Annotated in this window: 26 protein-coding genes; 11 read left to right on the top strand and 15 right to left on the bottom strand. The window is 73.5% G+C overall.

All coding sequences use genetic code 11. The features are described from left to right. Position 1: 1 nt before the first annotated feature. On the bottom strand, positions 2-994 hold the full coding sequence (gene deoC, locus ACEZDE_RS10210; protein ID WP_380534761.1) for a deoxyribose-phosphate aldolase: 993 nt from the start codon (positions 992-994) through the stop codon (positions 2-4). Positions 995-1,137: 143 nt separating this feature from the next. Between deoC and ACEZDE_RS10205 the strand changes: the two genes are divergently transcribed. Then, the gene (locus tag ACEZDE_RS10205; RefSeq protein ID WP_380534759.1) at positions 1,138-1,950 is read left to right on the top strand and encodes a PH domain-containing protein; all 813 of its coding nucleotides are present in this window, start codon (positions 1,138-1,140) and stop codon (positions 1,948-1,950) included. Positions 1,951-1,978: 28 nt separating this feature from the next. On the opposite strand, the gene ACEZDE_RS10200 is transcribed toward ACEZDE_RS10205, so the two are convergent. From ACEZDE_RS10200 to ACEZDE_RS10190, 3 genes are all read right to left on the bottom strand, one after another. Further along, positions 1,979-2,908: a tyrosine-protein phosphatase gene (locus ACEZDE_RS10200; protein ID WP_380534757.1), complete on the bottom strand. Its 930-nt coding sequence runs from the start codon at positions 2,906-2,908 to the stop codon at positions 1,979-1,981. Between the two features lie 246 nt (positions 2,909-3,154). Further along, entirely contained in the window at positions 3,155-4,861 is a 1,707-nt protein-coding gene (locus ACEZDE_RS10195; RefSeq protein WP_380534755.1) for a phospho-sugar mutase, read from the bottom strand. A gap of 146 nt (positions 4,862-5,007) precedes the next feature. After that, complete coding sequence (locus tag ACEZDE_RS10190; protein ID WP_380534753.1) at positions 5,008-5,874, bottom strand: purine-nucleoside phosphorylase; 867 nt, start codon at positions 5,872-5,874, stop codon at positions 5,008-5,010. 234 nt (positions 5,875-6,108) lie between these two features. On the opposite strand from ACEZDE_RS10190, the gene ACEZDE_RS10185 reads away from it, so the two are divergent. After that, the gene (locus ACEZDE_RS10185) at positions 6,109-7,050 is read left to right on the top strand and encodes a hypothetical protein (protein ID WP_380534750.1); all 942 of its coding nucleotides are present in this window, start codon (positions 6,109-6,111) and stop codon (positions 7,048-7,050) included. On the opposite strand, the gene ACEZDE_RS10180 is transcribed toward ACEZDE_RS10185, so the two are convergent. Beyond that, positions 7,047-7,484 carry a gamma-glutamylcyclotransferase gene (locus tag ACEZDE_RS10180; protein ID WP_380534748.1) on the bottom strand — a complete coding sequence of 146 codons (438 nt, stop codon included), beginning with the start codon at positions 7,482-7,484 and terminating at the stop codon, positions 7,047-7,049. The genes ACEZDE_RS10185 and ACEZDE_RS10180 overlap by 4 nt on opposite strands. A gap of 84 nt (positions 7,485-7,568) precedes the next feature. Between ACEZDE_RS10180 and ACEZDE_RS10175 the strand changes: the two genes are divergently transcribed. Further along, the gene (locus ACEZDE_RS10175) at positions 7,569-9,020 is read left to right on the top strand and encodes an NAD(P)H-quinone dehydrogenase (protein ID WP_380534746.1); all 1,452 of its coding nucleotides are present in this window, start codon (positions 7,569-7,571) and stop codon (positions 9,018-9,020) included. Between the two features lie 171 nt (positions 9,021-9,191). Then, entirely contained in the window at positions 9,192-10,049 is an 858-nt protein-coding gene (locus ACEZDE_RS10170) for a DeoR/GlpR family DNA-binding transcription regulator (RefSeq protein ID WP_380535126.1), read from the top strand. A 69-nt stretch (positions 10,050-10,118) separates the two neighbouring features. On the opposite strand, the gene ACEZDE_RS10165 is transcribed toward ACEZDE_RS10170, so the two are convergent. Next, the gene (locus tag ACEZDE_RS10165; RefSeq protein WP_380534744.1) at positions 10,119-11,864 is read right to left on the bottom strand and encodes an acetyl/propionyl/methylcrotonyl-CoA carboxylase subunit alpha; all 1,746 of its coding nucleotides are present in this window, start codon (positions 11,862-11,864) and stop codon (positions 10,119-10,121) included. A gap of 186 nt (positions 11,865-12,050) precedes the next feature. Between ACEZDE_RS10165 and ACEZDE_RS10160 the strand changes: the two genes are divergently transcribed. Next, complete coding sequence (locus ACEZDE_RS10160; RefSeq protein WP_380534742.1) at positions 12,051-12,467, top strand: hypothetical protein; 417 nt, start codon at positions 12,051-12,053, stop codon at positions 12,465-12,467. On the opposite strand, the gene ACEZDE_RS10155 is transcribed toward ACEZDE_RS10160, so the two are convergent. From ACEZDE_RS10155 to ACEZDE_RS10135, 5 genes are all read right to left on the bottom strand, one after another. Then, positions 12,391-13,155, bottom strand: coding sequence for a hypothetical protein (locus tag ACEZDE_RS10155; RefSeq protein ID WP_380534740.1), 765 nt, complete (start codon positions 13,153-13,155; stop codon positions 12,391-12,393). The two genes, ACEZDE_RS10160 and ACEZDE_RS10155, sit on opposite strands and share 77 nt — an antisense overlap. Positions 13,156-13,201: 46 nt before the next feature. After that, positions 13,202-13,795 carry a nucleoside triphosphate pyrophosphatase gene (locus ACEZDE_RS10150; protein WP_380534737.1) on the bottom strand — a complete coding sequence of 198 codons (594 nt, stop codon included), beginning with the start codon at positions 13,793-13,795 and terminating at the stop codon, positions 13,202-13,204. Positions 13,796-13,856: 61 nt separating this feature from the next. Further along, a complete protein-coding gene (gene mmpB, locus ACEZDE_RS10145) occupies positions 13,857-13,982 on the bottom strand; it encodes a morphogenic membrane protein MmpB (protein ID WP_380534735.1) in 126 nt (41 codons plus the stop codon). A 109-nt stretch (positions 13,983-14,091) separates the two neighbouring features. Continuing rightward, on the bottom strand, positions 14,092-14,295 hold the full coding sequence (locus ACEZDE_RS10140) for an acyl-CoA carboxylase epsilon subunit (protein ID WP_380534734.1): 204 nt from the start codon (positions 14,293-14,295) through the stop codon (positions 14,092-14,094). A 9-nt stretch (positions 14,296-14,304) separates the two neighbouring features. Beyond that, positions 14,305-15,900, bottom strand: coding sequence for an acyl-CoA carboxylase subunit beta (locus tag ACEZDE_RS10135; protein WP_380534732.1), 1,596 nt, complete (start codon positions 15,898-15,900; stop codon positions 14,305-14,307). 138 nt (positions 15,901-16,038) lie between these two features. On the opposite strand from ACEZDE_RS10135, the gene ACEZDE_RS10130 reads away from it, so the two are divergent. From ACEZDE_RS10130 to ACEZDE_RS10120, 3 genes are all read left to right on the top strand, one after another. Further along, complete coding sequence (locus ACEZDE_RS10130) at positions 16,039-16,875, top strand: biotin--[acetyl-CoA-carboxylase] ligase (RefSeq protein ID WP_380534729.1); 837 nt, start codon at positions 16,039-16,041, stop codon at positions 16,873-16,875. A 136-nt stretch (positions 16,876-17,011) separates the two neighbouring features. Continuing rightward, positions 17,012-18,220 (top strand): adenylate/guanylate cyclase domain-containing protein, encoded by a 1,209-nt coding sequence (locus ACEZDE_RS10125; protein WP_380534727.1) that lies wholly within the window; start codon positions 17,012-17,014, stop codon positions 18,218-18,220. Positions 18,221-18,340: 120 nt separating this feature from the next. Beyond that, positions 18,341-20,068, top strand: a complete 1,728-nt coding sequence (locus ACEZDE_RS10120; RefSeq protein ID WP_380534725.1) for a GGDEF domain-containing protein — start codon at positions 18,341-18,343, stop codon at positions 20,066-20,068. 7 nt (positions 20,069-20,075) lie between these two features. Here ACEZDE_RS10120 and fdhD read toward each other — a convergent pair whose 3' ends face one another. Continuing rightward, positions 20,076-20,903, bottom strand: coding sequence for a formate dehydrogenase accessory sulfurtransferase FdhD (fdhD, locus tag ACEZDE_RS10115; RefSeq protein ID WP_380534723.1), 828 nt, complete (start codon positions 20,901-20,903; stop codon positions 20,076-20,078). Between the two features lie 70 nt (positions 20,904-20,973). Between fdhD and hutH the strand changes: the two genes are divergently transcribed. Beyond that, entirely contained in the window at positions 20,974-22,536 is a 1,563-nt protein-coding gene (hutH, locus tag ACEZDE_RS10110) for a histidine ammonia-lyase (protein ID WP_380535123.1), read from the top strand. Positions 22,537-22,596: 60 nt separating this feature from the next. Here the strand turns inward: hutH and ACEZDE_RS10105 are convergent, their stop codons facing one another. Further along, entirely contained in the window at positions 22,597-22,992 is a 396-nt protein-coding gene (locus ACEZDE_RS10105; RefSeq protein WP_380534721.1) for a hypothetical protein, read from the bottom strand. A gap of 181 nt (positions 22,993-23,173) precedes the next feature. Here ACEZDE_RS10105 and ACEZDE_RS10100 point away from each other — a divergent pair, with 181 nt between their 5' ends. Further along, the gene (locus tag ACEZDE_RS10100; RefSeq protein WP_380534719.1) at positions 23,174-24,070 is read left to right on the top strand and encodes a MurR/RpiR family transcriptional regulator; all 897 of its coding nucleotides are present in this window, start codon (positions 23,174-23,176) and stop codon (positions 24,068-24,070) included. 98 nt (positions 24,071-24,168) lie between these two features. Then, complete coding sequence (locus tag ACEZDE_RS10095; protein ID WP_380534717.1) at positions 24,169-24,738, top strand: hypothetical protein; 570 nt, start codon at positions 24,169-24,171, stop codon at positions 24,736-24,738. Between the two features lie 76 nt (positions 24,739-24,814). On the opposite strand, the gene ACEZDE_RS10090 is transcribed toward ACEZDE_RS10095, so the two are convergent. Then, complete coding sequence (locus tag ACEZDE_RS10090; RefSeq protein ID WP_380534715.1) at positions 24,815-25,144, bottom strand: SHOCT domain-containing protein; 330 nt, start codon at positions 25,142-25,144, stop codon at positions 24,815-24,817. 26 nt (positions 25,145-25,170) lie between these two features. Further along, complete coding sequence (locus ACEZDE_RS10085; protein ID WP_380534713.1) at positions 25,171-25,584, bottom strand: DUF6325 family protein; 414 nt, start codon at positions 25,582-25,584, stop codon at positions 25,171-25,173. Positions 25,585-25,674 lie beyond the last annotated feature (90 nt).

Genomic DNA, 25,674 nt, shown 5'->3' with positions numbered 1-25,674 from the left:
GCTAGTCCACCGTCACATAGTCGGGACCGGAGTACCGGCCGGTGGTCAGCTTCTGACGCTGCATCAGCAGGTCGTTGAGCAGGCTGGAGGCGCCGAAGCGGAACCAGTCGGGGGAGAGCCAGTCGTCACCGAGCACCTCGTTCACCATCACCAGGTACTTCATCGCGTCCTTGGTGGTGCGGATGCCCCCGGCGGGCTTCACGCCCACCTGGACGCCGGTCGCGGCGCGGTAGTCGCGGACGGCCTCCAGCAGCACCATGGTCACCGGCGGGGTCGCGTTGACGGCGACCTTGCCGGTGGAGGTCTTGATGAAGTCGGCCCCGGCGATCATCGCCAGCCAGGAGGCCCGGCGGACGTTGTCGTAGGTCTGCAGCTCGCCGGTCTCGAAGATCACCTTGAGGTGCGCGGCGGTGCCGTCGGCGCGGGCGCAGGCCTGCCTGACCGCGCTGATGGTCTCGAAGACCTCCAGGTAGCGGCCGGAGAGGAAGGCGCCGCGGTCGATCACCATGTCGATCTCGTCGGCGCCGGCCGCGACCGCCTCGGCGGTGTCGGCCAGCTTCACCGGCAGCCCGGCCCGCCCGGACGGGAAGGCCGTGGCGACGGACGCCACCCGCACTCCGCTGCCGCCGACGGCGGCGCGGGCGAACGGGACCATGTCGGGGTAGACGCAGACCGCGGCGACCCGGGGCGCGCTCGGGTCGCTCGGATCGGGGCGCATCGCCTTGGCGCAGAGCGAGCGGACCTTGCCCGGGGTGTCCGCACCCTCCAGCGTGGTCAGGTCGATCATGGAGATCGCCAGGTCGATCGCATAGGCCTTGGCGGTGGTCTTGACGGACCGGGTGCCGAGGGACGCGGCACGCGACTGGAGGCCGACGGCGTCGATGCCGGGCAGCCCGTGCAGGAAGCGGCGCAGGGTCGCCTCCGACGAGGCGACCTCGGCGAAGGCGGCGGTCGCGGCGACCGTGGCTTCTGGGGAGGTGGGGGGCATGCTCACCAGCTGAGCATATCTACACGCGTAGTGTTCCGCCAGGTTCGGGGCTCGGTTCGGGGCTTTCGTCAATAAATGAGCAGCTGATGCCATAACGCAACCAGGCCCGCGGCTGATCCCGGCGGTCGGCTGAGGCAGAATCGGGAACCATGAGCGACCCCCAGGGCGACAACCCCTCAGGCCACAGCGCCGCAGGCCAGGAGACCCCCGTGCCGAGCAGCGCCGCCGCCGACCGTCCCGCTGCCGACCGTCCCGCAGACCGTCCCGCCGACCAGTACGCCGACCGGATCTACCGCTCGATGTCGGGCATCGTGGCCGGTGTGCTGCTGGCCGTCCTGACCGTCTGGTTCTGCGGCGACGCGGTGATCCGCGGCGGCGGCATGGCGCCCTGGTACGGGCTGGCGGCGCTGGTGCTGCTGCTTCCGCTGTTCCTGGCCTTCACCGTCATCCCGGCCGTCCGCGCCAACCCGGACCGGCTGATCGTGCGGAACCCGTTCCGGACGATCACCGCGCCGTGGAGCACGGTCGAGTCGATCCAGGCCGGGCTGTCCGTGGAGCTGCGTGCGGACGGGAAGAAGTACCAGGTCTGGGCCATCCCGGTGTCGCTGCGCCAGCGCAAGCGGGCCGGGCGCCGGGCGATGATGGCCAAGGGCGACCAGGCCGTGCAGGAGTCGCGCCGTTCCCGCACCGGCGGCGCGGACCGCTACCCGGTCGGCGGCCCCGGCCTGCGCAGCCGGGTCCGGGCCAACCCGGGCGGCGGAACCGGCTACGCCGAGAGCGCCGTGAACAGCGCCCCCGGCGCCTGGGCCGACCGCTCGGTGGACGAGCTGCGCGAGCTGGCCTCGCAGGCCGAGGGGCGGCCGACCGCGACCGGCCAGGTGTCGGTGGTCTGGGCCTGGTGGATCATCGCCCCGGTGCTGGCTGGTGCGGTCGCGCTGGCGGTCCTGGGCTTCGCGGGCTGACCCGGGCGCGGCCCGGTCGGATCGGCGGTCAGTCGGCGGGGGCCTCGACCACCAGGAGCTTGCGCAGCTGCGTCAGCTCCTCGTCGGTCAGGCCGTGCTGCCGGAGGAACTCCGCGGTGCTGCCGTGCCTGCCGTGCACCCGCTCCAGGAACAGCGCCAGCAGGGCGTCGTGGACCGGCCGGGAGCGGCGTTCGACGCCGTGCTCGTCCAGGTAGTAGACCGGCGGGCCGTCCAGGCCGAGTCCGGCGTTGGAGAGGGTGTAGTCGGCGCTGATGTCGCCGTGGTCCACGCCGAGCGCGGACAGCAGGACGGCGATGGTCACCCCGGTCCTGTCCTTGCCGACGGCGCAGTGGACCAGGGCCGGGAGCGCGCCGGGGGCGATCAGCCGACGTATGCAGGCGACGATCGGCGGGCCGGCGGTGTCGGCCATGAAGGCGTACATCACCTTGAGGCCGGGGGCCGGTCCGGAGCCGTCGCCCTCGCCGGAGCCCTCGCCGTCGCCGGAGCCCTCGCTCTCGATCTCCCCAGCGGCGGTCTCCGGGTTGCCCGAGGTGACGGCGGTCTCGGCCTTCGGCTCGAACGGGGGGAGCGTGGGGAGTGAGACCAGCTCGAAGTCCAGGCCGTGCCGCCGGTCGGGCCAGTGGTCGACCTCCTCCGCGCTGCGCAGGTCGACCACGGTACGGAGCCCCAGCGCGGCGAGTACGGCGGCGCCGTCCGGTTCCAGCTCGGTGAGCGAGGCCGAGCGGTAGAGCAGTCCGAGGCCGACCCGGCCGCCGTCGGCGGTGGCGAAGCCCCCGACGTCGCGCAGATTGCGCATCCCGGGGACGTCGATGAACCGCGCGGTTCCGCGGGCCGCGGTGCTGCGGTGCCCGGTGCTGCGGTGCGCGTGGGCGGGGCCGTCGGCGGGCTGGTCGGAGGGGCTGCCGGGCGGGGTGGCGTGATGATCCGTCGTCTCCATGCCGCTCAGCCTAGGACCCGCCCCCGACACCCCGACAGCACGCACCCGCCGCCCCGCCACCACCGCACCGCGACCCCGCAACGCCACCCCGACAGCACGCACCCGCCGCCCCCGCCACCGCCGCACCGCGACCCCGCACCGCCGCCCACGTGCCCGCCCCCGGGGCCCCGGCCGCGGCAGCACAGCCGCGCCGCGCCGTCCCGCTCCGTCGACGCCGGGTCGGCTCCCGCCGGATCCGACCGTGCGTCAGAACCCGCCCGCTGCCGCGAGGTCGTGTTTGAGGGCTGCCAGCAGCTCGTCCGCCGTTGCCCTCGCCCGGCTGAGGGCGTCCGCGGTGCCGACCGGGACCACCACCTCCAGGTAGCACTTCAGCTTGGGCTCGGTCCCGGACGGGCGCACCACCACCCGGGCCGCGTCCACCGCCCCGCCGCTGAGCCGGTAGCGGAGCCCGTCCGTGGGCGGCAGCCCGGCCCCGCCCTGCTCCAGGTCCTCGACCGAGTCCACCCGCAGCCCGGCCAGCTCGGCCGGCGGCCGAGCCCGCAGCCGGGCCATCGCGTCGGCGATCAGCCGCAGGTCGGCGACCCGGACCGAGAGCTGCTCGGTGGCGTGCAGGCCGTGCGTGACCGCCAGGTCGTCCAGCAGGTCGGACAGGGTCCGGCCGGAGGCCTTGAGGTCCGCCGCCAGTTCGGCCACCGCGAGCGCGGCGCTGACGCCGTCCTTGTCGCGGACCGCGTCCGGGTCGACGCAGTAGCCCAGCGCCTCCTCGTAGCCGTAGCGCAGCCCCTCCGCACGGGAGATCCACTTGAAGCCGGTCAGCGTCTCGGCGTAGCCGAGCCCCGCCGACGCCGCGATCCGGGACAGCAGCGAGGAGGAGACGATGGTGGTGGCGAAGGTCCCGGCGGCACGCCGGCCGACCAGGTGCTCGGCGATCAGCGCGCCGACCTCGTCCCCGCGCAGCATCCGCCAGCCGGAGTCCGCGGCCGGGTCCGGGACGGCGACCGCGAGCCGGTCCGCGTCGGGGTCGTTGGCGAGCACGATGTCGGGGCCGAGCGTGGCGGCGGCCCGGAAGGCCAGGTCCATCGCGCCCGGTTCCTCCGGGTTGGGGAAGCCGACGGTGGGGAAGTCCGGGTCCGGGTCGCCCTGCGCGGCGACCGTGCTCGGGGTGGGGAAGCCGGCCCGCTTGAACGCGGCGAGCAGGGTGTCCCGGCCGACCCCGTGCAGCGGGGTGTAGACCACGGACAGGTCGCGCGGCGCGTGCGGATCCACCAGCGCGGCGGCGCGGGCCAGGTAGGGCTCCAGGATCTCGGCCTCGGCCAGCAGCTCCCAGCCCTCGGTGGCCAGCGGCACCTGCTCCAGCGCGCCGACCTCGGCGATCCGCGCGGCGATCGCCGCGTCGTACGGCGGGACGATCTGCGAGCCCTCCAACGCGCCGCCCAGGTACACCTTGTAGCCGTTGTCGCGGGGCGGGTTGTGGCTGGCGGTGACCATCACCCCGGCCGCCGCGTCCAGGTGCCGGACCGCGAAGGCCAGCACCGGGGTGGGCAGCGGTCCCGGCAGCAGCGCGGCGCTGAGGCCCGCGCCGACCATCACCGCGGCCGTGTCCCGGGCGAACTCGTACGACTTGTGCCGGGCGTCGTAGCCGATCACCACCAGGCCGTGCGCGGCCTCCCGCTTGAGGTGGGCGGCCAGCCCGGCCGCGGCGCGGATCACCACGGCGCGGTTCATCCGCATCGGGCCCGCGCCCATCTCGCCGCGCAGCCCGGCGGTGCCGAACTGCAGCGTCCCGGAGAAGCGCGAGGCCAGCTCGGACCAGGCCCGCGCGTGCTGCTCGTCGGCCTCGCCCTCGGCGGCGGCGAGCAGGGCGGTCAGCTCGGCGCGGGTGTCCGGGTCGGGGTCCTCGGCGAGCCAGGCGCGGGCCTGCGCCAGCAGGTCGATGGCGGCGGTCGGCTTCATCGCGTGGTCCGTTCTGTCTCTGGGGTCTCGGCGGTACTCAGGCGTTTCTGAGGGGTGCTCAGCGGGCGTCGGGGCCGTACGACGAGCATGGCACCCGCCGCGGAGGGCGGCGGATGCCATGGGTCGGGCAGACGGGTGGGTCGGGGTCAGATCCGTTCGAGGACCTTGGCGAGCAGCGCGCCCATCCGGGTGGCGGAGGCGCGGCCCGCCTCCAGCACCTCGGCGTGGTTCAGCGGCTCGCCGGTGATGCCCGCGGCCAGGTTGGTGACCAGGGACAGGCCGAGCACCTCGGCGCCGGCCTCGCGGGCGGCGATCGCCTCCAGCGTGGTGGACATGCCGACCAGGTCGCCGCCGATGGCGCGGACCATGGCGATCTCGGCCGGGGTCTCGTAGTGCGGGCCGGTGAACTGGACGTAGACGCCCTCCTCCAGGCTCGGGTCGATCTCCCGGCACAGGGCGCGCAGCCGCGAGGAGTAGAGGTCGGTGAGGTCGATGAAGTTGGCGCCGACGATCGGCGAGGCCGCGGTCAGGTTGACGTGGTCGCTGATCAGCACCGGCTGCCCGGGCGCCATGCCCTCCCGGAGCCCGCCGCAGCCGTTGGTCAGCACGACCGTGCGGCAGCCCGCGGCGACGGCGGTGCGGACGCCGTGGGCGACGGCGGCGACGCCGTGGCCCTCGTAGAAGTGGGTGCGGCCGAGGAAGACCAGGGCGCGGGTGCCGCCGACGGTGATCGAGCGGACCAGGCCGGAGTGCCCGGCCACGGCGGGCGGGGCGAAGCCGGGCAGCGCGGTGATCGGGAACTCGTGCTCGGGCTCGCCGAGTTCGTCGGCGGCCGGGACCCATCCCGATCCCATCACCAGCGCGACGTCGTGGTTCTCCACGCCGGTGAGGGCGCGCAGCGCGGCGGCGGCCTCCTTGGCGGCGGCGTACGGCGAGTACGGGTCGGCGGGCGTGTCGTCGGCGGTCCTGCTGCTGGTGTCAGCGGCGGCGACCGGCTGAGGGGATGCGTTCACAGGACTGAGGATATCCGTTTGTCCTACGCGCGTAGAAGAACGAACGGATGACATTTCCGGCATGCGTGTCGCCCGGCCTTGTACGGTCCTCCGATTGCCCGCCGAAAACGGCGCCGGAGCCCCTTGATCGTGGGCGGCCGATCCGCCCGGGACGGCCGTCTCGTATGCTCCGCGGACGGCGCGGCGCCCGACCGCCGCCGACCGCCCTTCCCCTGATCCGACCAGGAGCCACCTGTGAACCGTCCCGGCCTGAGCCGCCGCCGTCTGATGACCACCGGCGCCGGGGCGGCCCTCGCCGCGACCGCGGTCGGCGCCGCCGCCGGGCCCGCCGCCGCGGACACCGCCCCGGCGGCCGATCCGTACGTCGCCAAGCTGCCGCACCAGATCGAGGCCGAGCAGATCGTCGACTACCTGCTCAACACCGCCCCCGGCGACCTGCTGAACCAGTACAAGTCGATACCCGCGTTCGACGGGCAGTCGACCGTGGTGACCTGGGGCACCCCCGGGAACCCGGCGTCGTACCGGGTGCTGGCCCAGTGCGCCTCGTTCCAGACCCTGGTGCTGGAGCGGGCCTACGGAGCCGGGACCGGGTACGGGTGGGCCACGCCCGCCTACTTCAAGGACAACTTCTTCCCCGCCTCGACCGACACCTCGAAGCGCTACCCGGACGCCGCCGAGTTCCGGACCGGCTTCGCCGACGCGGCCGCCATCCTGAACCTCACCGCGGTCACCAAGCCGGTCAACCTCAGGCCGGGCGACCTGGTCGCCATCGACTACAACAACCCGAACGGCACGTACAGCGGCCACATCGTGATGATCCGCAAGCGCAAGGCGGCCTTCGCCTCCGGCGTGGACGCGCAGGTCGGCGCGGGTGCGGTGCCCTACGTCTTCGAGGTGGTCGACTGCACCGACACCCCGCACGGCGAGCCGAAGAACCCGCCGACCGGCAGTCTCGCGGACTACCAGGCCTACCCGGACACCCGCTACGTCTACACCGATCCCGACGTCGACCTGCAGACGAACACCGGGGTCGGCTACGGGCACATGGTCTTCTACGCGGACCCGGTCACCAAGCTGTTCGCCGGGCACCGCTGGAGCGTCAACGACGCCTCGCCGCTGACCGTCGCCCAGCAGCCGATCGCGGCGGCCCGGGTCTACCTTGGCCAGCTCGGCTAGCAGGGGCGCTTGCGGAGCTCCATCACGTAGTCGTGCGGGGCGCCGGCCGACTCCGCGGCGTCGGCGATGATGCCGAGGTAGCGGGCCGAGGGCAGGCCGCCCTCGTAGTCGTTGAGGACGTAGGTCCAGGCGGTCAGGTCGCCCTCCAGGGTGTGCACCCGGACCTTCATCTTGCGGTAGAAGCCCAGCGGCAGGCCCTCCCAGCGGTCCAGACCCGCCTCGTCGCCGGGGGCGATGTCGTAGAGGCCGACGAAGACCTGGTCCTTCTCGTCCTCGACCACCGTGGCGATCGAGCCCTCCCAGCCGAACTGCTCGCCGCCGAAGGTCAGCCGCCAGCCGTCCAGCCAGCCGGTGCAGCGCAGCGGTGAGGCCGGGGCCCGGCGGCTCATCTGCCGTGCGTCGAGGTTGCTGGCGTAGGCGGCGTAGAGCGACATGCGTCACAGCGTACGGGAGTCGTGCCAGGCGGCGGACTCCGGACGGTCCAGCCCGGTGTCGTGCGGGGTCGAAGGTGCGGGACAATGGTGTATGTGACTCGGATAGTGATCATCGGCGGCGGACCTGGCGGATACGAGGCGGCGCTCGTCGCCGCCGACCTCGGCGCGGAGGTGACCGTCGTGGACCGCGACGGCCTCGGCGGCGCGGCGGTGCTGACGGACTGTGTGCCGTCCAAGACCCTGATCGCCACGGCCGAGGTGATGACCAGCTTCGACAGCTCCTACGAGGAGTTGGGGATCAGGGTCGGCGCCGAGGGGCCGCAGGCGGGCGCCCGGGTGGTGGGCGTGGACCTGGGCAAGGTCAACCGACGGGTGAAGCGGCTCGCCGTGGCCCAGTCGCACGACATCACCCAGTCGGTCACCCGGGCCGGGGTCACCCTGCTGCGCGGCTCCGGACGGCTCGCCGAGGGCGGGCAGGGCGTGGACGGCTCGCGCGGCGTGGTCGTCGACCTCGCCGAGGGCGGCACCCGGGAGCTGCGCGCCGACGCGGTGCTGATCGCCACCGGCACGCACCCGCGCGAGCTGCCGGACGCGGCGCCGGACGGCGAGCGGATCCTCAACTGGACCCAGGTGTACGACCTGGACGAGCTGCCGGACGAGCTGATCGTGGTCGGCTCCGGTGTCACCGGCGCGGAGTTCGCCGGCGCGTACCAGGCGCTGGGCTCGCGGGTGACGCTGGTCTCCAGCCGGGACCGGGTGCTGCCGGGCGAGGACCCGGACGCCGCGACCGTGCTGGAGGACGTGTTCCGGCGGCGCGGGATGAACGTGATGTCGCGCTCCCGCGCGGAGTCGGTGCGGCGGGTCGGCGACAAGGTCGAGGTGGCGCTGTCCGACGGACGGGTGATCACCGGGTCGCACTGCCTGGTGGCGGTCGGGTCGATCCCCAACACCGCCGGAATGGGCCTTGAGGGCGCCGGGGTCACCCTGACCGAGGGCGGCCAGGTGAAGGTGGACCGGGTCTCTCGGACCACCGCGCCCGGGGTGTACGCGGCCGGTGACTGCACCGGGGTGTTCATGCTGGCGTCGGTGGCCGCGATGCAGGGCCGGATCGCGATGTACCACGCGCTGGGGGACGCGGTGCAGCCGCTGAACCTGAAGACGGTGGCCTCCAACGTCTTCACCGATCCCGAGATCGCCACGGTGGGTTACAGCGCGGCCGACGTCGAGTGCGGGAAAATGGACGCGGTCTGCGTGAAGCTGCCGCTGCGCGGCAATCCGCGGGCCAAGATGCAGGGCATCAGGGACGGCTTCGTGAAGCTGTTCTGCCGTCCGGGCACCGGCATCGTGGTGGGCGGGGTGGTGGTCGCGCCGCGGGCCAGCGAGCTGATCCACCCGATCTCGCTGGCGGTGGACAACAACCTGACGGTGGAGCAGGTGGCCAGCGCGTTCACGGTGTACCCGTCGGTCTCCGGGTCGATCGCCGAGGCGGCCCGCCAGCTGCACATCCGGAAGCGGGAGACCGCGGCGGGGGCGTGAGCCGGAGTTCGCGGGGGCGTGGGAATCGCGGGACGGCGCGCATTGTAAGGGTGCGCGCTGGCCGGTGGCGGACAACTTCGACTACTAAGGGCAAACGCCTGAAAGCAGATGGTCATGCACGTTACCGTCTGTTTTGTGTTCGCAGCAGAACGTCGCCAATTGATCCTCGAAATGGTGCGCGCCAATGGAGCCGTCTCGCTCCGGGAGCTCGCCCGCGTCGTCCAGACCTCCGAAGTGACGGTCCGTCGTGACGTCCGCGTGCTGGAGGCCGAAGGCCTCCTGGACCGCAGGCACGGCGGAGCGGTGCTCCCCGGGGGTCTCACCAGAGAATCGGGATACCCGCAGAAGCCGCAGCTCTCCCCGGCCGAGAAGGCCGCGATCGCCGACCTGGCCGCCACGATGGTCACCGAGGGGGACGCGATCGTGATCGGCGCGGGGACCACCACCCAGGAGTTCGCGCGCAGGCTGTCCCGGATCTCCGGGCTGACCGTGGTCACCAACTCGCTGCTGGTCGCCCAGGCGCTGGCGCAGGCGAACCGGGTGGAGGTGGTGATGACCGGGGGGACCCTCCGCGGCTCCAACTCCGCGCTGGTGGGCAGCGGGGCCGAGCAGTCGCTGCAGGGGCTGCGGGTGAACCGGGCCTTCGTCTCCGGCAGCGGGCTGACCGCGGAGCGGGGCCTGTCCACCACCAACATGCTGTCGGCGAGCGTCGACCGGGCGCTGGTGGCCGCGGCGGCGGAGGTGGTGGTGCTGGCCGACCACAGCAAGCTCGGCTCCGACACCATGTTCCGCACGGTGGCGACCGAGCGGATCACCTGCCTGGTGACGGACGAGCAGTCCGGCGTCTCCGAGGTGGCGGCACAGGAGTTGGACGCCCTGGCCGACCACGGGGTGCAGGTGTGCGTGGCACAGGCGGGTCAGGGCGCGGGCCTGCCGACCCCGCCGCTGGGCGCGGGGGCCGCGGCCGGCGGGATGCCCTTCCCCGGGCAGCGCCGCGCGGTGGCCGCACGGGGCGTCAGCCGGGCGTAGGCCCGGCCGGGGTCTCCGTCGCCGCGGTCGCCCCGCCCCCTCCGAGGAGGAGGCGGGGGCGAGGGCGGGTCAGTCCTTGATCTCGCAGATCGCCGCGCCGGAGGTGACGGTCGCGCCGATGGCCGCGGTGAGGCCGACCACGGTGCCGGCCTTGTGCGCGTTCAGCGGCTGCTCCATCTTCATGGCTTCGAGGACGACGATCAGCTCGCCCGCGGCGACGACCTGGCCCTCCTCGACGTTGATCTTGACGATGGTGCCCTGCATCGGCGAGGCCAGGGTGTCGCCGGACGCCGCGGAGTTGGACTTCGAGGCGGTGGCCCGGCGCTTGGACTTGGCGGTGGGCTTGGCGGCGGAGGAGGTCGCCAGGTTCGCCGGGAGCGAGACCTCGATCCGCTTGCCGCCGACCTCGACCACGACCGTCTCGCGGGTGTCCGGCTCGTCGGTGTCCGCACCGGTCGGGACGAACGGCGGGATGGTGTTGACGAAGTCGGTCTCGATCCAGCGGGTGTAGATGCTGAAAGGATCGCCGGTGAAGGCCGGGTCGACCACCACGGCGCGGTGGAACGGGATGGCCGTGGCCATGCCCTCGACCTGGAACTCGGCCAGCGCGCGGGCCGCGCGCTGGAGCGCCTGGGTCCTGTTCGCGCCGGTGACGATCAGCTTGGCCAGCAGCGAGTCCCAGGCCGGGCCGATCACGCTGCCGCTCTCCACGCCGCTGTCCAGGCGCACGCCGGGACCGGTCGGCGGGACGAAGCGGGTGACCGTGCCGGGGGCGGGGAGGAAGCCGCGGCCCGGGTCCTCGCCGTTGATCCGGAACTCGAAGGAGTGGCCGCGGGCCGGCGGGTCGTCGTAGCCGAGCGCCTCGCCGTCGGCGATCCGGAACTGCTCGCGGACCAGGTCGATGCCGGTGACCTCCTCGGTCACCGGGTGCTCCACCTGGAGCCGGGTGTTGACCTCCAGGAAGGAAATCGTGCCGTCGTTGGCGACCAGGAACTCGCAGGTGCCGGCGCCGACGTAGCCGGCCTCCTTGAGGATGGCCTTGGAGGCGCTGTAGAGCTGCTCGTTCTGCGCGTCGGTGAGGAAGGGGGCAGGGGCCTCCTCCACCAGCTTCTGGTGCCGCCGCTGCAGCGAGCAGTCGCGGGTGCTGACGATCACGACGTTGCCGTGGGTGTCGGCCAGGCACTGGGTCTCGACGTGCCGCGGCTGGTCCAGGTAGCGCTCGACGAAGCACTCGCCGCGGCCGAAGGCGGCCACCGCCTCGCGGACCGCGGAGTCGTACAGCTCGGGGACCTCGTCCAGGTTGCGGGCGACCTTGAGGCCGCGGCCACCGCCGCCGAAGGCCGCCTTGATGGCGATCGGCAGGCCGTGCTCCCGGGCGAAGGCGACGACCTCGTCCGGTCCGGAGACCGGGTCCGGGGTGCCGGCCACCAGGGGGGCCCCGGCCCGCTGGGCGATGTGACGGGCCGCCACCTTGTCACCGAGGTCGCGGATGGCTTGCGGCGGCGGACCGATCCAGGTCAGCCCGGCGTCCAGGACGGCCTGGGCGAACTCGGCGTTCTCGGAGAGGAAGCCGTAGCCGGGGTGGATCGCGTCGGCGCCGGAGTCCTCGGCCGCCTTGAGTACCTTGGCGATGTCGAGATAGCTGGTAGCCGGGGTGTCGCCACCGAGGGCGAAGGCCTCGTCGGCTGCGCGGACATGCAGCGCGTCCCGGTCCGGTTCGGCGTATACGGCGACGCTGGAGATACCCGCGTCACGACAGGCCCGGGCGACGCGGACTGCGATCTCTCCGCGGTTGGCGATGAGCACCTTGCGCACAATGGCTCCCTTCTTGAACCGTGGATGAGTTTATGGAGTACGGGGGGTACTTGGTGAGCCGGGTCCGGTGGTGACCTTGCCCACACGGAGGGTGATTCCCTGTGCCCACGGTACGCCGGGCCTCTTGAGGAAGGGTTGTGCGGCACAGGCCTTCCGCGCATGGCTACTCATCAGTAAGGTGCCGACATGAGAATCTGGGCGGCCTTCGGAGCGGCTCTGCTGCTGTTGCTGGAAGCACTGGTGACCACCGTTCTGGCGCTGGTGCTGGGCCTCGGCATCAAGCGGCAGAACATGTCCCTGGCCGGGCTGGCGCCGAGCGGGATGGCCCTCGGGGTGTGGGTCGGACTGGGCGCCCTGGCCGGGTTCCTGGTGCTGGTGGCGCTGCTGCTGGCTTTCACGGGCGCCCGCAGGCGTGCCATGGGGCGGCCCACAAGGATTCTGCTGATTGTCTGTGCGGTGCTGCACGCGCTGCTCGCGGCGGTGACGCTGGCGCTGTCCGGGGTGCTCGCGTTCGTGGTGCTGATCGTCACGCTGGGCTTCCTGGTGCTGCTGATTCAGCTGGGACCGGCGCAGCCGGACGCGGCGCCGACGCCGGCCCGGTGACGTCGCCGACCAGCTCGACCACGTCGGCCCCGTAGGCGTCGGCCTGGACCACCCGGAGCAGCAGGCAGAAGGTCGTGTCGGTGGAGTACCGCCGCATCAGCTCGTGGTGGTGCCGGGTCAGGTAGCGCACCGCGGCGAGGTTGGAGGTCGCGGTCTGGCCGCAGACCAGGAAGGTCGGCCGCTCGCCCTGTCCGGCGACGATCCGGCCCAGCGCCACGTAGTCGGCCCTGCCCTTCTCGCGCAGGTGCACCTGGTCGCCGATGAGCAGTTGGTTCAGGCCGGTCTCGTCCCACTCGGTAGTGATCGCCACGCCGGGGAGCCGCCAGCGCAGGTGGGCGGCCATCCGGTCGTTGGCGGCCGGGCCGCCGATGCAGAACTCGGCCTTGCCGCCGATGCCCTGGTGCACCTCGTTGTGGGCGACGATCTCGGCCTCGGCGCCGCACTCGCGGACCAGGGCGGCGAGTTCCATCAGGGCGTAGGCGTCCCGCTGGCCGACCGTGCGGTCCACGGTCACCCCGGCCTTGTGCGGGACCACCAGCAGGCACTCGGAGCCCCTGGGGAGGCCGAAGAACTCCCGGGTGCGGTTCAGTCTGCGGCGGCGCAGGGCAGACTGCAGCGCCCAGGCGGCGCCGGCGCTGATCGCGCTGGACACGACGCCCAGGATGACGTTGAGCAGCCCGTCGCTCATCTGTTCCCCCTCCGCTGAGGCCTCCAGAGTAGGGGGCGACGGAGGGTCAGGCCCAGAGGTCGGTGATGCTGACGCCCAGTTCCAGGAGCAGGGTGCGGAGCAGCGGCAGCGAGAGGCCGATGACATTGCCGTGGCTGCCGTCGACGCCGTCGACGAAGGGGGCTGACCTGCCGTCAAGTGTGAACGCCCCGGCGACGTGCAGCGGTTCGCCGGTGGCGATGTAGGCGGCGATCTCGGTGTCGGTGGGGGTGCCGAAGCGGACGGTGGTGGAGGCGGTGGCGGAGGCCTGCCGCCCGGTCCTGGTGTCGATCACGCAGTGGCCGGTCTCCAGCACCCCGCTCCGGCCGCGCATCGCCTGCCAGCGGGCCAGCGCCTCGGCGGCGTCGGCGGGCTTGCCGAGCGCCTCGCCGTCCAGGTCGAGCACCGAGTCGCAGCCGACCACCAGCGCCGGGGCGTCGGTCCGCGCGGCCACGGTGCGGGCCTTGGCCTCGGCGAGGAGCAGCGCGAGGGCGCCGGGGGTGGCGGCGCTGAGGGCGTCCTCGTCCACGCCGCTGACGACCACCTCGGGGGCGAAGCCGGCCTGCCGGAGCAGGCCGAGGCGGGCGGGGGAGGCGGAGGCGAGGATCAGCGGGAGGGTCATACCGGAAGCCTAGCCAGGTCCGCCCGCGGTCCGGCCGTCCGTCCGGCGGTCAGGCCGTCAGTCAGGCCGTCACCAGGACCAGCAGCAGGATCGCGAAGGCGGCGATGAGCAGCCCCGCGCGGCGCAGGAGCGCGTTCAGCCGGCGCTTCTCCTGCACGGTCTCGTCGACGGGGTCGGACCACAGCACGCTTCCCAGCCTGCGGCGGAACCCCGTCCCGCGCCTGAGTACGGGTACTCAGATTTCACGGGACGGGGCTCGGGTAGCAGCGGTTCCCGGGTACCGGCGTTCCGGGCGCTCAGCGGGCCCAGGCCGAGGTGCGCCAGGCGGTCGGACCGGGCCGCCGGATCCGCAGCGCGCGGGCCCGGGAGGACCAGGCGGCGGCGGGGGCGTCGTCGGCGACTCGGGCGGCGTTGGCCGCCGCTCGGGCCGAGACCACCGCCAGGACGGCGGCCAGTTCCTCCGGGCTGGGGCGGCCGTGCAGGACCTTGATCGGGGGCATGGCTTCTCCTTACAGGGGGATGTTGCCGTGCTTCTTGGGCGGCAGGGTCTCACGCTTGTTGCGCAGCGCGCGCAGCCCCCTGACGATGTGCTGCCGGGTCTCCGACGGCAGCACCACCGCGTCGATGTAGCCGCGTTCGGCCGCGACGTAGGGGTTGAGCAGGGTGTCCTCGTAGGCCTCGATGAGTTCGGCCCGGCGGGCGTCCTTGTCCTCGGCGGCGGCGAGGTCGGCGCGGTGCAGGATGTTGACGGCGCCCTGGGCGCCCATCACCGCGATCTGGGCGGTGGGCCAGGCCAGGTTGAGGTCGGCGCCGAGGTGCTTGGAGCCCATCACGTCGTAGGCCCCGCCGAAGGCCTTGCGGGTGATCACGGTGATCAGCGGGACGGTGGCCTCGGCGTAGGCGTAGATCAGCTTGGCGCCGCGGCGGATGATGCCGTCCCACTCCTGGCCGGTGCCGGGCAGGAAGCCGGGGACGTCCACGAAGGTCAGCACCGGGATGTTGAAGGCGTCGCAGGTGCGGACGAAGCGGGCGGCCTTCTCCGAGGCGTCGATGTCCAGGCAGCCGGCGAACTGCATCGGCTGGTTGGCGACCACGCCGACGGCGTGGCCCTCGACCCGGCCGAAGCCGGTGACCATGTTCGGCGCGAACAGCGACTGGGTCTCCAGGAACTCGCCGTCGTCCAGGACGTGGCCGACGACCTTGATCATGTCGTAGGGCTGGTTGGCCGAGTCGGGGACGATCCCGTCCAGCTCCAGGTCCAGCGGGCCGGTCGCGAGGTCGGCCTCCTCGGGGAAGGCCGGAGGCTCCTCCAGGTTGTTGGAGGGCAGGTAGGAGAGCAGCGCCTTGACGTAGTCCACCGCCTCCTTCTCGTCCGAGGCCAGGTGGTGCGCCACGCCGGACTTGGAGTTGTGGGCGCGGGCGCCGCCCAGCTCCTCCATGCCGACGTCCTCGCCGGTGACGGTCTTGATCACGTCGGGCCCGGTGATGAACATGTGCGAGGTCTGGTCGGCCATCACCACGAAGTCGGTGATCGCGGGGGAGTAGACCGCGCCGCCGGCGCAGGGGCCCATGATCAGCGAGATCTGCGGGATCACGCCGGAGGCCAGCACATTGCGCCGGAAGATCTCGCCGTAGAGGCCGAGCGAGGCCACGCCCTCCTGGATCCGGGCGCCGCCGGAGTCGTTGATGCCGATCATCGGGCAGCCGGTCTTCAGTGCGAAGTCCATCACCTTGACGATCTTCTCGCCGAAGACCTCGCCGAGGGAGCCGCCGAAGACGGTGAAGTCCTGGGCGAACACCGCGACCTGACGGCCGTCCACGGTGCCGTAGCCGGTGACCACGCCGTCGCCGTAGGGGCGGGTGCGCTCCTGGCCGAAGTTGGTGGAGCGGTGCCGGGCGAACTCGTCGAACTCGACGAACGAGCCCTCGTCCAGCAGCAGCGCCACCCGCTCGCGGGCGGTCAGCTTGCCCTTGGCGTGCTGCTTCTCGATGGCGCGGGCGGAGCCGGAGTGGGTGGCTTCGTCGAGTCGCCGCCGCAGGTCGGCGATCTTGCCGGCGGTGGTGTGACTGGCCGCGCCCTCATTGGCGATTTCGGCGTGGGACATCCGGCGCGACTCCCGTCAGAGAAGGGGGTAGTGCCAGCAGCTCCGCCGGCACCAACGGGTGAGGTTTCCGTTGAGTAGCGTAGTCATGACCGGCGTATGGCGGATACGGGGAGTGACCGGGGTCATAGGGTTGGTGACATGACTTTCTCTCCCTGGAGTGACCTGGACCGCCCGCCGCTGCGCGGGGCGGCGCTGGAGCGGGCAGTGCTGCGGCCCGGCGGGCTGTGGACCTCGGTGCGGGTGGTGCCGGAGACCGGCTCCACCAACAGCGACCTGGTCGCCGCCGCGGCAGGCGGCCTGGCCGCAGGAACGGTGCTGGTCGCCGAGGAGCAGACGGCGGGGCGCGGACGGCTGGCCCGGAGCTGGACCGCGCCGGCCCGGTCCGGGATCTTCCTGTCGATGCTGCTCCGGCCGGAGGTGCCGAAGCACCGCTGGGGCTGGCTGCCGCTGCTGGTCGGGGTCGCCGCCGGGTCAGCGCTGGGCCGCGCGGCGGAGACCGAGGTGCGGCTGAAGTGGCCCAACGACCTGCTGGTGACGGTGGGGGCGGAGGAGCGCAAGCTCGGCGGCATCCTGGCGGAGCTGGCCGGGGACGCGGTGGTGGTCGGGATCGGCCTCAACGTCAGCCTGCGGGCGGAGGAGCTGCCGGTGCCGGGCGCAGGGTCGCTGCTGCTGGCCGGCGCGGCGGTGACCGACCGGGAGACGCTGCTGCGGGCGCTGCTGCGCGGCTTCGACGAGCTGTACGGCGAGTGGGTCGCCGGGGAGGGCGACCCGGAGCTCAGCGGCCTGCGCGCGGCGTACCAGGCGCAGTGCGCGACGCTGGGCCGCCGGGTGCGGGTCGAGCTGCCCGGCGACCGGGTGCTGGAGGGCGAGGCGACCGGGGTGGACGGGGACGGGAGACTGGTGGTGGCCGACGACGAGGGCGGGACCACCGCGGTCGGCGCGGGCGACGTGGTCCACGTCAGGGGGCAGGGGTAGGCCGCCCCGAGGTGCCCTGAGCGGGGGCGGGATGACTCGATCCGGGGGATTCCGTGCGAGGATTCGTGCGGGCGGTGGTGTGAGCAAGGCCACAGGGCGTGAGCGCGAGGGTGGACAGGTGGGCGACGAGGACCGGATGGCAGGAGCAGTCGGGGACGGACCGTCCGACGACGCCGACGGGGACGACCCCCGGTCCGGCGCCGCCGAGTCCGCGCCGGAGGCCTCCGCTCCCGACTCGGTGCCGCTCGCGCTGGAGCGGCTGATCCTGGACTCCGAGCGCCAGTACACCCCGTTCCAGGCGGCCCGCGCCGCGGGCGTGTCGATGGAGCTGGCCTCGCGCTTCTGGCGGGCCATGGGCTTCGCCGACATCGGCCAGTCGCGGGCGCTGACCGACGCGGACGTGATCGCGCTGCGCCGGCTGGCCGGCCTGGTCGAGGCCGGGCTGCTGAGCGAGCCGATGGCGATCCAGGTGGCCCGGTCCACCGGGCAGACCACGGCCCGGCTGGCCGAGTGGCAGATCGACACCTTCCTGGAGAACCTGACCTCCTCGGCCGAGCCCGGCCTGTCCCGCTCCGAGGTCGCCTACCCGCTGGTGGAGCTGCTGCTGCCGGAGCTGGAGCAGTTCCTGGTGTACGTCTGGCGGCGCCAGCTGGCCGCGGTGACCGGCCGCGTGGTCCAGGCCGCCGAGGACGTCGACATGCAGAGCGGGCGGCTCGCCGTCGGCTTCGCCGACCTGGTCGGCTTCACCCGGCTGTCGCGCCGCCTGGAGGACGAGGAGCTGGGCGAGCTGGTCGAGAACTTCGAGATCACCTGCGCCGACATCGTGGCCGGGCGCGGCGGCCGGCTGGTGAAGACCCTGGGCGACGAGATCCTCTACGTCTCCGAGGACGCCGGGACCGCCGCCGAGATCGGCCTCGCCCTGGTGGAGACGCTCAGCAAGGAGGACACCATGCCGGCCCTGCGGGTCGGCATGGCCTTCGGCGCGGTGACCACCCGGATGGGCGACGTCTTCGGCACCACGGTGAACCTGGCCAGCCGGCTGACCTCGATCGCCCCCAAGGACGCGGTGCTGGTGGACGGCGAGATGGCGGGCGCGCTGGAGCGGGAGGGCGCGGTCGCGCCGTCCGGCGCGGGCGGCGCGCTGGGGCTGCCGCCGGGCGCGGCCGACGCGCTGTCCGCAGTGGCCTCGGTGGGGCTGGACCCGGAGGACCGGGCGGTGGTGCTGGACGAGTCGGACGCCGCGTACCGGTTCGGGCTGCAGCCGATGTGGCGGCGGCCGGTGCGCGGGCTCGGCCTGGTCGAGCCGTGGCTGCTGAGCCGCAAACCCGGTTACGCCGGCGGCTGATCCCCCGGGGTACGGCCCCGGCCGCGTGGCGACGTCGTGGAATCCGGCGTTGTGTCCGGATTGTCCCTAGGCTGGTGACCGACGGTCAGTCGGGGCCGCGTGCGGGAAGGTGGCCAGGGCGTGCAGGGAGCGGACGCGCGGTTGCGGGCGGTGGTCGGACTCGCCCAGGCGATGTCCGCGGCGCAGTCACGGATCGAGGCGGTGCAGGTCGCCGCCCGGCGGGCGCGGGAGGCGCTGGACGCCGACATGGGCGCGGTCTCGGTCTGGGAGCGGGACACCGGACGGCTGCGGGTCCTGGTCAACAACGGCCTGCTGGCCCCCGGCGAGGAGGAGCTGCCGGAGGACGAGTCCTACCCGGTGGCCGACTACCCGGAGATCGCCCGGTTCCTGGCGCAGAAGGGCCAGGGCGACCCGTGGAGCGTGGACGGCCTGCCCCGGGCCTGGCTGCAGAGTGTGGACGACGACGCCGACGGCGCGGCCTGCCGGGAGCGCGCGGCCTCGCTGCGCCGCCGCGGCCGGGGCTGCTGCCTGGTCGCGCCGATCCTGCTGCGCGGCCGGGCCTGGGGCGAGCTGTACCTGGCCCGGCAGCAGGGCGCGCCGGTGTTCAGCCCGGACGACGCCGCCTTCGCCACCGTGCTCGCGGCCCAGATCTCGGCCGGGCTGGCGCAGAGCGAGCAGTTGGAGGAGGTGCGCCGGCTGGCCTTCACCGACCCGCTGACCGGTCTGGCGAACCGCAGGGCGATCGACGCCCGGCTCGACGCGGCGCTGGAGGCGCACCGGCGCGACGGGACGGTGGTGTCGCTGGTGGTCTGCGACGTCAACGGGTTGAAGCGGGTGAACGACGAGAAGGGCCACGAGGTCGGCGACCAGCTGCTGGAACGATTCGCCAACCAGCTGTCGCTGTGCGGGGCGCTGCTGCCGGGCAGCGTCGCCGGACGGCTCGGCGGGGACGAGTTCTGCCTGGTCGCCGAGGGCTCCCCGGCCGACGACGTGGTCCGGGTCGCCGAGGAGCTGTGCGCCCAGGCGCTGACGCTGGACCAGGGCGACGGCGTGGCCTGCGGGGTGGCCTCGACCGGCGACCCGATCGGCCCGGTGACCACGGCCGACCGGCTGTTCCGGCTGGCGGACGCGGCGCAGTACCGGGCCAAGGCGGGGGAGGCGGCGCAGCCGGTGGTGGCCGGCCGCGGGCAGCTGCCGGATCCGACGGTGCGGCTGGCCGAGGGCACGCTGGACGGCCGGGCGGACCTGCGCGGCCGGAAGAACGAGCGGCGGCGGTTCCGCGGGGCCCGGCACAGCGCCGATCCCGGACTGCTGCTCGCGGCGGTGATCGGCGCCCTCGACGAGGAGCAGCCGCCGCGCCGGGTCCACCCCGGCGACAGCCTGGGCCGGTTGGAGTTGGTCGCCGAGACGGCGGCCCGGCTGCTGGACGCCGTCTCCTGGTGGATCTCCTACGTCCCGCCCGGCACCGAGCGGATGCGCACCGCCCACTACGGCGTCCGCCGGATGACCCGCGGCCCGGCCAGCGTCCGGGCGCAGATCCAACGGGCCATCAACGACGCCCCCGACGCGGTGTTCGACCTGCGCTCCTACCCGCTGACCTCGCAGGCAGTACGCGGCGGCGCGTTCACCATGCGGACCGGCGTCCCCGGCAACGACCCGGCGGAGGAGGCGGTGCTCCTGGTCGGCGGCTACCGCGCGGTGCTGGCGGCCGGCGGCCACAACCCGGCCGGCGGCTGGCTGATCGAACTCTTCGCCGACGAGTCCACCCTCCCCTTCGCCGCCCTGGGTCCGGCCCTGCGCTCCCTGGTCGCGGTCGCCCTCTCCGGCCCGGCCTCCCCGCCGGGCTGAGGACCGGTCAGCCGTCGACGGTGATCCGCTCCGGGGCGTTGTAGACGTTGGCGCCGTGGTCGCGGAGGAAGCCGACCAGGGTGAGGCCGAGGTCGGCGGCGAGGTCGACGGCGAGGGAGGACGGGGCGGAGACCGCGGCCAGCAGCGGCAGCCCGGCCATCGCCGCCTTCTGGGTCAGTTCGAACGAGGCCCGGCCGCTGACCATCAGGACCTGGCCGGTCAGCGGCAGCCGTCCCTCGCGCAGGGCCCAGCCGACGACCTTGTCGACCGCGTTGTGGCGGCCCACGTCCTCGCGCAGGCAGAGCAGTTCGCCGCCGGCGGTGAAGAGTCCCGCCGCGTGCAGCCCGCCGGTGGAGTCGAACACCTTCTGCGCCGCCCGCAGGGTGTCCGGCAGGCCGTAGAGGGTGTCGGCGGTGATCCGCAGGCCGTCCGCGGCGAGGTCGTGCGGGACCCGGGCGCGGATCGACTCGATCGTCTCCCGCCCGCAGATCCCGCAGGCGCTGGAGGTCAGCAGGTTGCGGTGCAGCGAGACCGGCACCGCGGCGCCGCCCGCCAGCGCCGCGTCGATGACGTTGTAGGTGTTGAGACCGTCGGCGTCGGTCCCGGCGCAGTAGCGCAGCGCGGTGAGCTGGTCGGGGCCTGCGACCAGGCCCTCGCTCACCAGGAAGCCGGCCACCAGGTCGAAGTCGTGCCCGGGGGTGCGCATGGTGACGGTCAGCGGCTCGCCGCCGATCCGGATCTCCAGCGGCTCCTCGGCGGCGAGCGCGTCCGGCCGCACGCTGCTCGTTCGGCCCTGGAGTCGGACTATCCGGCGTCGTTCGGTGGTACGTGCCATGCCGACCACGGTATCCGCCCGAGGCTGGTTGTCATATCGGCATTCACCTGATCTGATGATGCATATGGATATGCACAAGGTCGTCGTCGGCAAGGCCGATGTCTCCGCGGCGGACGTCATCGCCGTCGCCCGCGGCAACGCCAGGATCGAGATCTCCGCCGACGCGCTCGCCGAGATGGCGGGCTCCCGCTCCCGGATCGACGCCCTGGCCGCCGAGCCCCGCCCGGTGTACGGGGTCTCCACCGGCTTCGGCGCACTCGCCGTCCGGCACATCGAGCGCCCGCTGCGGGCGCAGCTGCAGCGCTCGCTGGTCCGCTCGCACGCCGCGGGGATGGGCCCGCAGGTCGAGCGCGAAGTCACCCGCGCGCTGATGTTCCTGCGGCTGAAGACCCTCTCCTCCGGTCGCACCGGCGTGCGCCCCCTGGTGGCCGAGACCATGGCCGCGATCCTCAACGCCGACATCACCCCGGTGGTCCGCGAGTACGGCTCGCTCGGCTGCTCCGGCGACCTGGCCCCGTTGTCGCACTGCGCGCTCACCCTGATGGGCGAGGGCCTGGCCTACGGCGCGGACGGCGAGGTCCGTCCGGCCGGTGAGCTGCTGGCCGAGGCCGGGATCACGCCGGTCGAGCTGGCCGAGAAGGAGGGCCTGGCCCTGATCAACGGCACCGACGGCATGCTCGGCATGCTGGTGATGGCCATCGCCGACCTGGCCCGGCTGTTCACCACCGCCGACATCACCGCCGCGATGTCGCTGGAGGCGCTGCTCGGCACCGAGAAGGTGCTCCAGCCCGAGCTGCACGCGATTCGCCCGCACCCGGGCCAGGCCGCCAGCGCGGCCAACATGTTCAAGGTGCTGGAGGGTTCGGGCCTGACCGGCCACCACCAGGACGACGCGCCCCGGGTCCAGGACGCCTACTCGATCCGCTGCGCCCCGCAGGTCGCGGGCGCGGGCCGGGACACGCTGAGCCACGCCGCCCTGGTCGCTGACCGCGAGCTGGCCGCCGCCGTGGACAACCCGGTGGTGCTGGCCGACGGCCGGGTCGAGTCCAACGGCAACTTCCACGGCGCCCCGGTCGCCTACGTGCTGGACTTCCTCGCCATCGCCGCCGCCGACCTCGGCTCGATCGCCGAGCGCAGGACCGACCGGCTGCTGGACAAGAACCGCTCGCACGGCCTGCCGCCGTTCCTCGCCGACGACCCGGGCCTGGACTCAGGACTGATGATCGCCCAGTACACCCAGGCGGCGCTGGTCAGCGAGAACAAGCGACTCGCGGTCCCGGCCTCGGTGGACTCCATCCCCTCCTCGGCGATGCAGGAGGACCACGTCTCGATGGGCTGGTCCGCCGCGCGCAAGCTGCGCCAGGCCGTGGACAACCTGGCCCGGATCCTCGCGGTGGAGCTGACCGCCTCCGCCCGCGCGTTGGAGCTCCGCTGCATCCAGGCAGGCCAGAGCACCAGCAGCGGCCCGCTGGCACCGGCCACCGCGGCGGCCCTGGCCGCGGCCCGCGAGGCCGGCGTCGGCGGCCCCGGCACCGACCGCTTCCTGTCCCCGGACCTGGACGCGGCCGAGGCCTTCGTGGCCGGCGGCGGCCTGGTCGCGGCCGTCGAGACGGTGACCGGCCGGCTGGCCTGACGGACCGTCCGCTGACCAGCCGTCGGCGGTGCGGTGACGACCGGTCGGCAAGAGGACCGGTCAGAAGTCGTCGCCGCGCCGCTCCCGGTGCTCCCGCCGCTGGCTGTAGGCGTGGACGACGTTCAGGCCGACGATCCCGGCCCAGGCGATCACCAGTCCCTGGGTGTGGGCCAGGTTGGCGCCGATCGCGGACAGCGGGATCGCCGCCACCAGCGAGACGTACTGGAACGGGCTGGAGGTCCAGCCGCGCCGCTCCCTGGCGGCGGGGGCCGGGGCCTCGGCCGGGCCCCGGCTGAGCTCGCGGCGCACCCGCACCGCGATCTGGGCGTCGATCCGCTGGTCCAGACGCTGCAGGAAGCCGTCCAGGATCTCACCCTCGTAGTCGGGGCCGAGTTCCTGTGCGGTCAGCACCGCGGCCCGAAGGTCCTTCTTGGTCTCGCTGTCGCTGGTCTGCATGCCTATGAGGGTAAGGAGTTCGAGCCCGCCGGGGACCCCTTCTCGGGGTCGACTCAGGGAAAGGTCAGGGATGTCCGGCAGACAAGACGGGACTTGCCGACTCTGCATGGAGTCATGCAGAGTCGACGCAGAGTGAATGTCCGGATCATCAGCCACCAGTCCAGACCAGGAGGGGAGTGCGATGCCCACCACACCGCCGCCCGCTCCGGCCGAGGCGGTCGCCCCCGGTCCCTCCGGCAGGCTGCTCCGCCTGTTCGACGGACACCGGCTGACGCCCACCCAGCGCCGCATCGCCCACTGCCTCGTGCGGAACGCCGCCGAGGCGCCGTTCCTGTCCAGCGTCGAGGTCGCCGAGCTGGCCGGGGTGAGCCAGCCCTCGGTCACCCGGTTCGCGGTCGCCCTCGGCTACGACGGCTACCCCGCCCTGCGCCGACAGCTGCGTGAGCTGGGCCTGGGCGACCCGGACGCGGCCGGGGCGCGCCGCGAGACCGCGCAGGACGTGGTCCGCAACGAGCAGCAGCAGGCGGTGCTCACCGAGATCGCCAATCTGCAGCACCTGGCCGCGGTGCTGGCGGATCCGGAGCCGGTGCTCCGGGCCGCGTCGCTGCTGGCCGCCTCCAGCCCGCTGCTGGTGCTGGGGCTCAGGGCCGGGGCCGCGCAGGCGCACGGCTTCGCCTACTTCGCGGCGAAGGTGCACCCGGACGTCCGGCTGCTGAACGAGGGCGGCAGCATGCTGCTGGACCGGATCGAGCAGGCGGTCCGGGCCGGGGCGACCACGCTGATCTGCTTCGCGCTGCCGCGGCACCCGCGCGAGCTGCTGGACGCGCTGACCGCGGCCAAGCGGGCCGGGCTGACCGTGATCACGGTCGCCGACAGCGCGTTCGCCCCGGTCGCCGGGCTGACCGACCTGATGCTCCCGGCGGCGGTGGGCTCCAGCCTGATCTTCGACACCGCGTGCGCGCCGATGATGCTGGGCCGGGTGCTGCTCCAGGCGATGTGCGACGAGCTGCCCGGCTCGGTGGCCCGGCTGGAGGACTTCGAGCAGGCCGCGGGCGCCCGCGGCCTCTTCGTCGGCTGAGCCGGGGGGCGGTGGCCGCCGCCGCTTTCAGGTAGTCCTCACCTTCGGTCGCTAGGGTCCCGCCAGGTCGTGTCGATTCGATGGTCGGGAGGGTTCCGATGCGCGGAACGTATGCACTGGCGCGCGTGGTGGTCATCCGCGGGACGGTGGCGCGCACGCTGCTGTGGATCGGCGCCGTCGGCGCCGTGGCCGGGCTGGCCGTCCCCAGCCTGACCGGCCGCAGGCACGGGGCGCTGGTCGGCCTCGCCGCGTTCGTGGTGTTCGCGCTGGTCGGACTGCTGCAGCGGTACCGCTGGTACACCGCCAGGGCGAACACCCTGGAGCGGGCCCCGTTCGCGGTGACCACCGAGCCGCCGATCGAGACCCGGCACCGGCTGGCCCGTGGCAACTCGCTGTGGCTGTTGGTGGGGATGTCTACGACCGCCGCGCTCGGACTGCTCGGCGGGCCCGCCGCCGGGATGCTGGTCCTCGGCTACGGCGTCGGCCTGTTCTGCGCCACCCAGCTGCTGGCCCGCTGGGAGCGTGGTCACGAGACCCTGGTCTGGGCCCGTACCGAGGACGGCCGCCTGCTCGGCCGCCGCAGCCGGATCGCCCCCTTCTCCGCCACCGGACCGGCCGCGGGCCAGGTCCGCCGCCCCGTGGTCAAGGGCGCGGGCCGGGCCCGCTGACCGTCCGTCAGCCATGGAAGTGCGGTGCCCCCGGCGCAGACTCCGGGGGCACCGCGGTCTGGGTGAGCAGCGGGGCTCAGCCGAGGAGCTTGGCCTTGGCGGCGGTGAACTCCTCCGGGGTGAGCAGGCCCTGCTGCACCATCGCGCCGAGCTGGGCCAGCTTGCCCGCCAGGTCGTCGCCGCCCGCGGCCGGGGCCGGGGCGGCCGGTGCGTACGGCGCCGCGGGCGCCTGTGCGGCCCGGAGCCGGGCGTTCTGGGCTTCCAGGTCGGCGATGGCCTGGTCCTGGGCGGCGTCCTGGTCGGCGTTGCGGGCCGCGCGTCGGCCCATGCCGTAGGCCGCGCCGCCGACCAGCGCGCCGCGCAGCAGCGGAGCGCCCACCGGGCGGCGGACGACGGCGGGTCGCATCGGTCGGAACATGGTGGCGGCCTTCCCTAGCTTGCGTTGGCGAGCGCCCGGTGCGCTTCGTCGATGTGCTCCGGCGGGATCCGCACCGACGCGGCGACCCGGCCGCCCGCGCCGCGGAACGCCTCGGCGACCTCGGTCGCCCAGACGTGCTCGATCAGCACCAGCAGCGCGCTGCTGCCGGGCTCCAGCAGCTCCGCGGCCTCGGCCGCGTCCTCCTCGCCCATCAGGTTGACCGGGTCGCCGCCGGCCACCAGGTCCTTCAGGTGTTCGAACTCGCTCAACTCGGCCGCGCGGACGCTGCCGTCGGCCGCCTTGGTGACGGCGAGGGTGTCGATCACCCGTACGCCGCCGGTGCGCTGGAGCGCGACGAGCGGGGTGACCACGTCCGCGCCGACCTGCTCGCCGGGGAAGGCGAGCACCAGGAATTCCACAGGGCCCACGAGGCTCTCCTCTCTGTCGTCCGCAGACGCGGAGGCAGTAGCTGTCAGCATATGGTCGATAACGCCATCAAGCGGTCATAGTGGACAGCA

The organism is Streptacidiphilus cavernicola, assembly GCF_042510955.1.
Classification (GTDB): domain Bacteria; phylum Actinomycetota; class Actinomycetes; order Streptomycetales; family Streptomycetaceae; genus Streptacidiphilus; species Streptacidiphilus cavernicola.
Note: the sequence above shows the minus strand (reverse complement) of the source record. Positions and strands in the feature narration are given on the sequence as shown.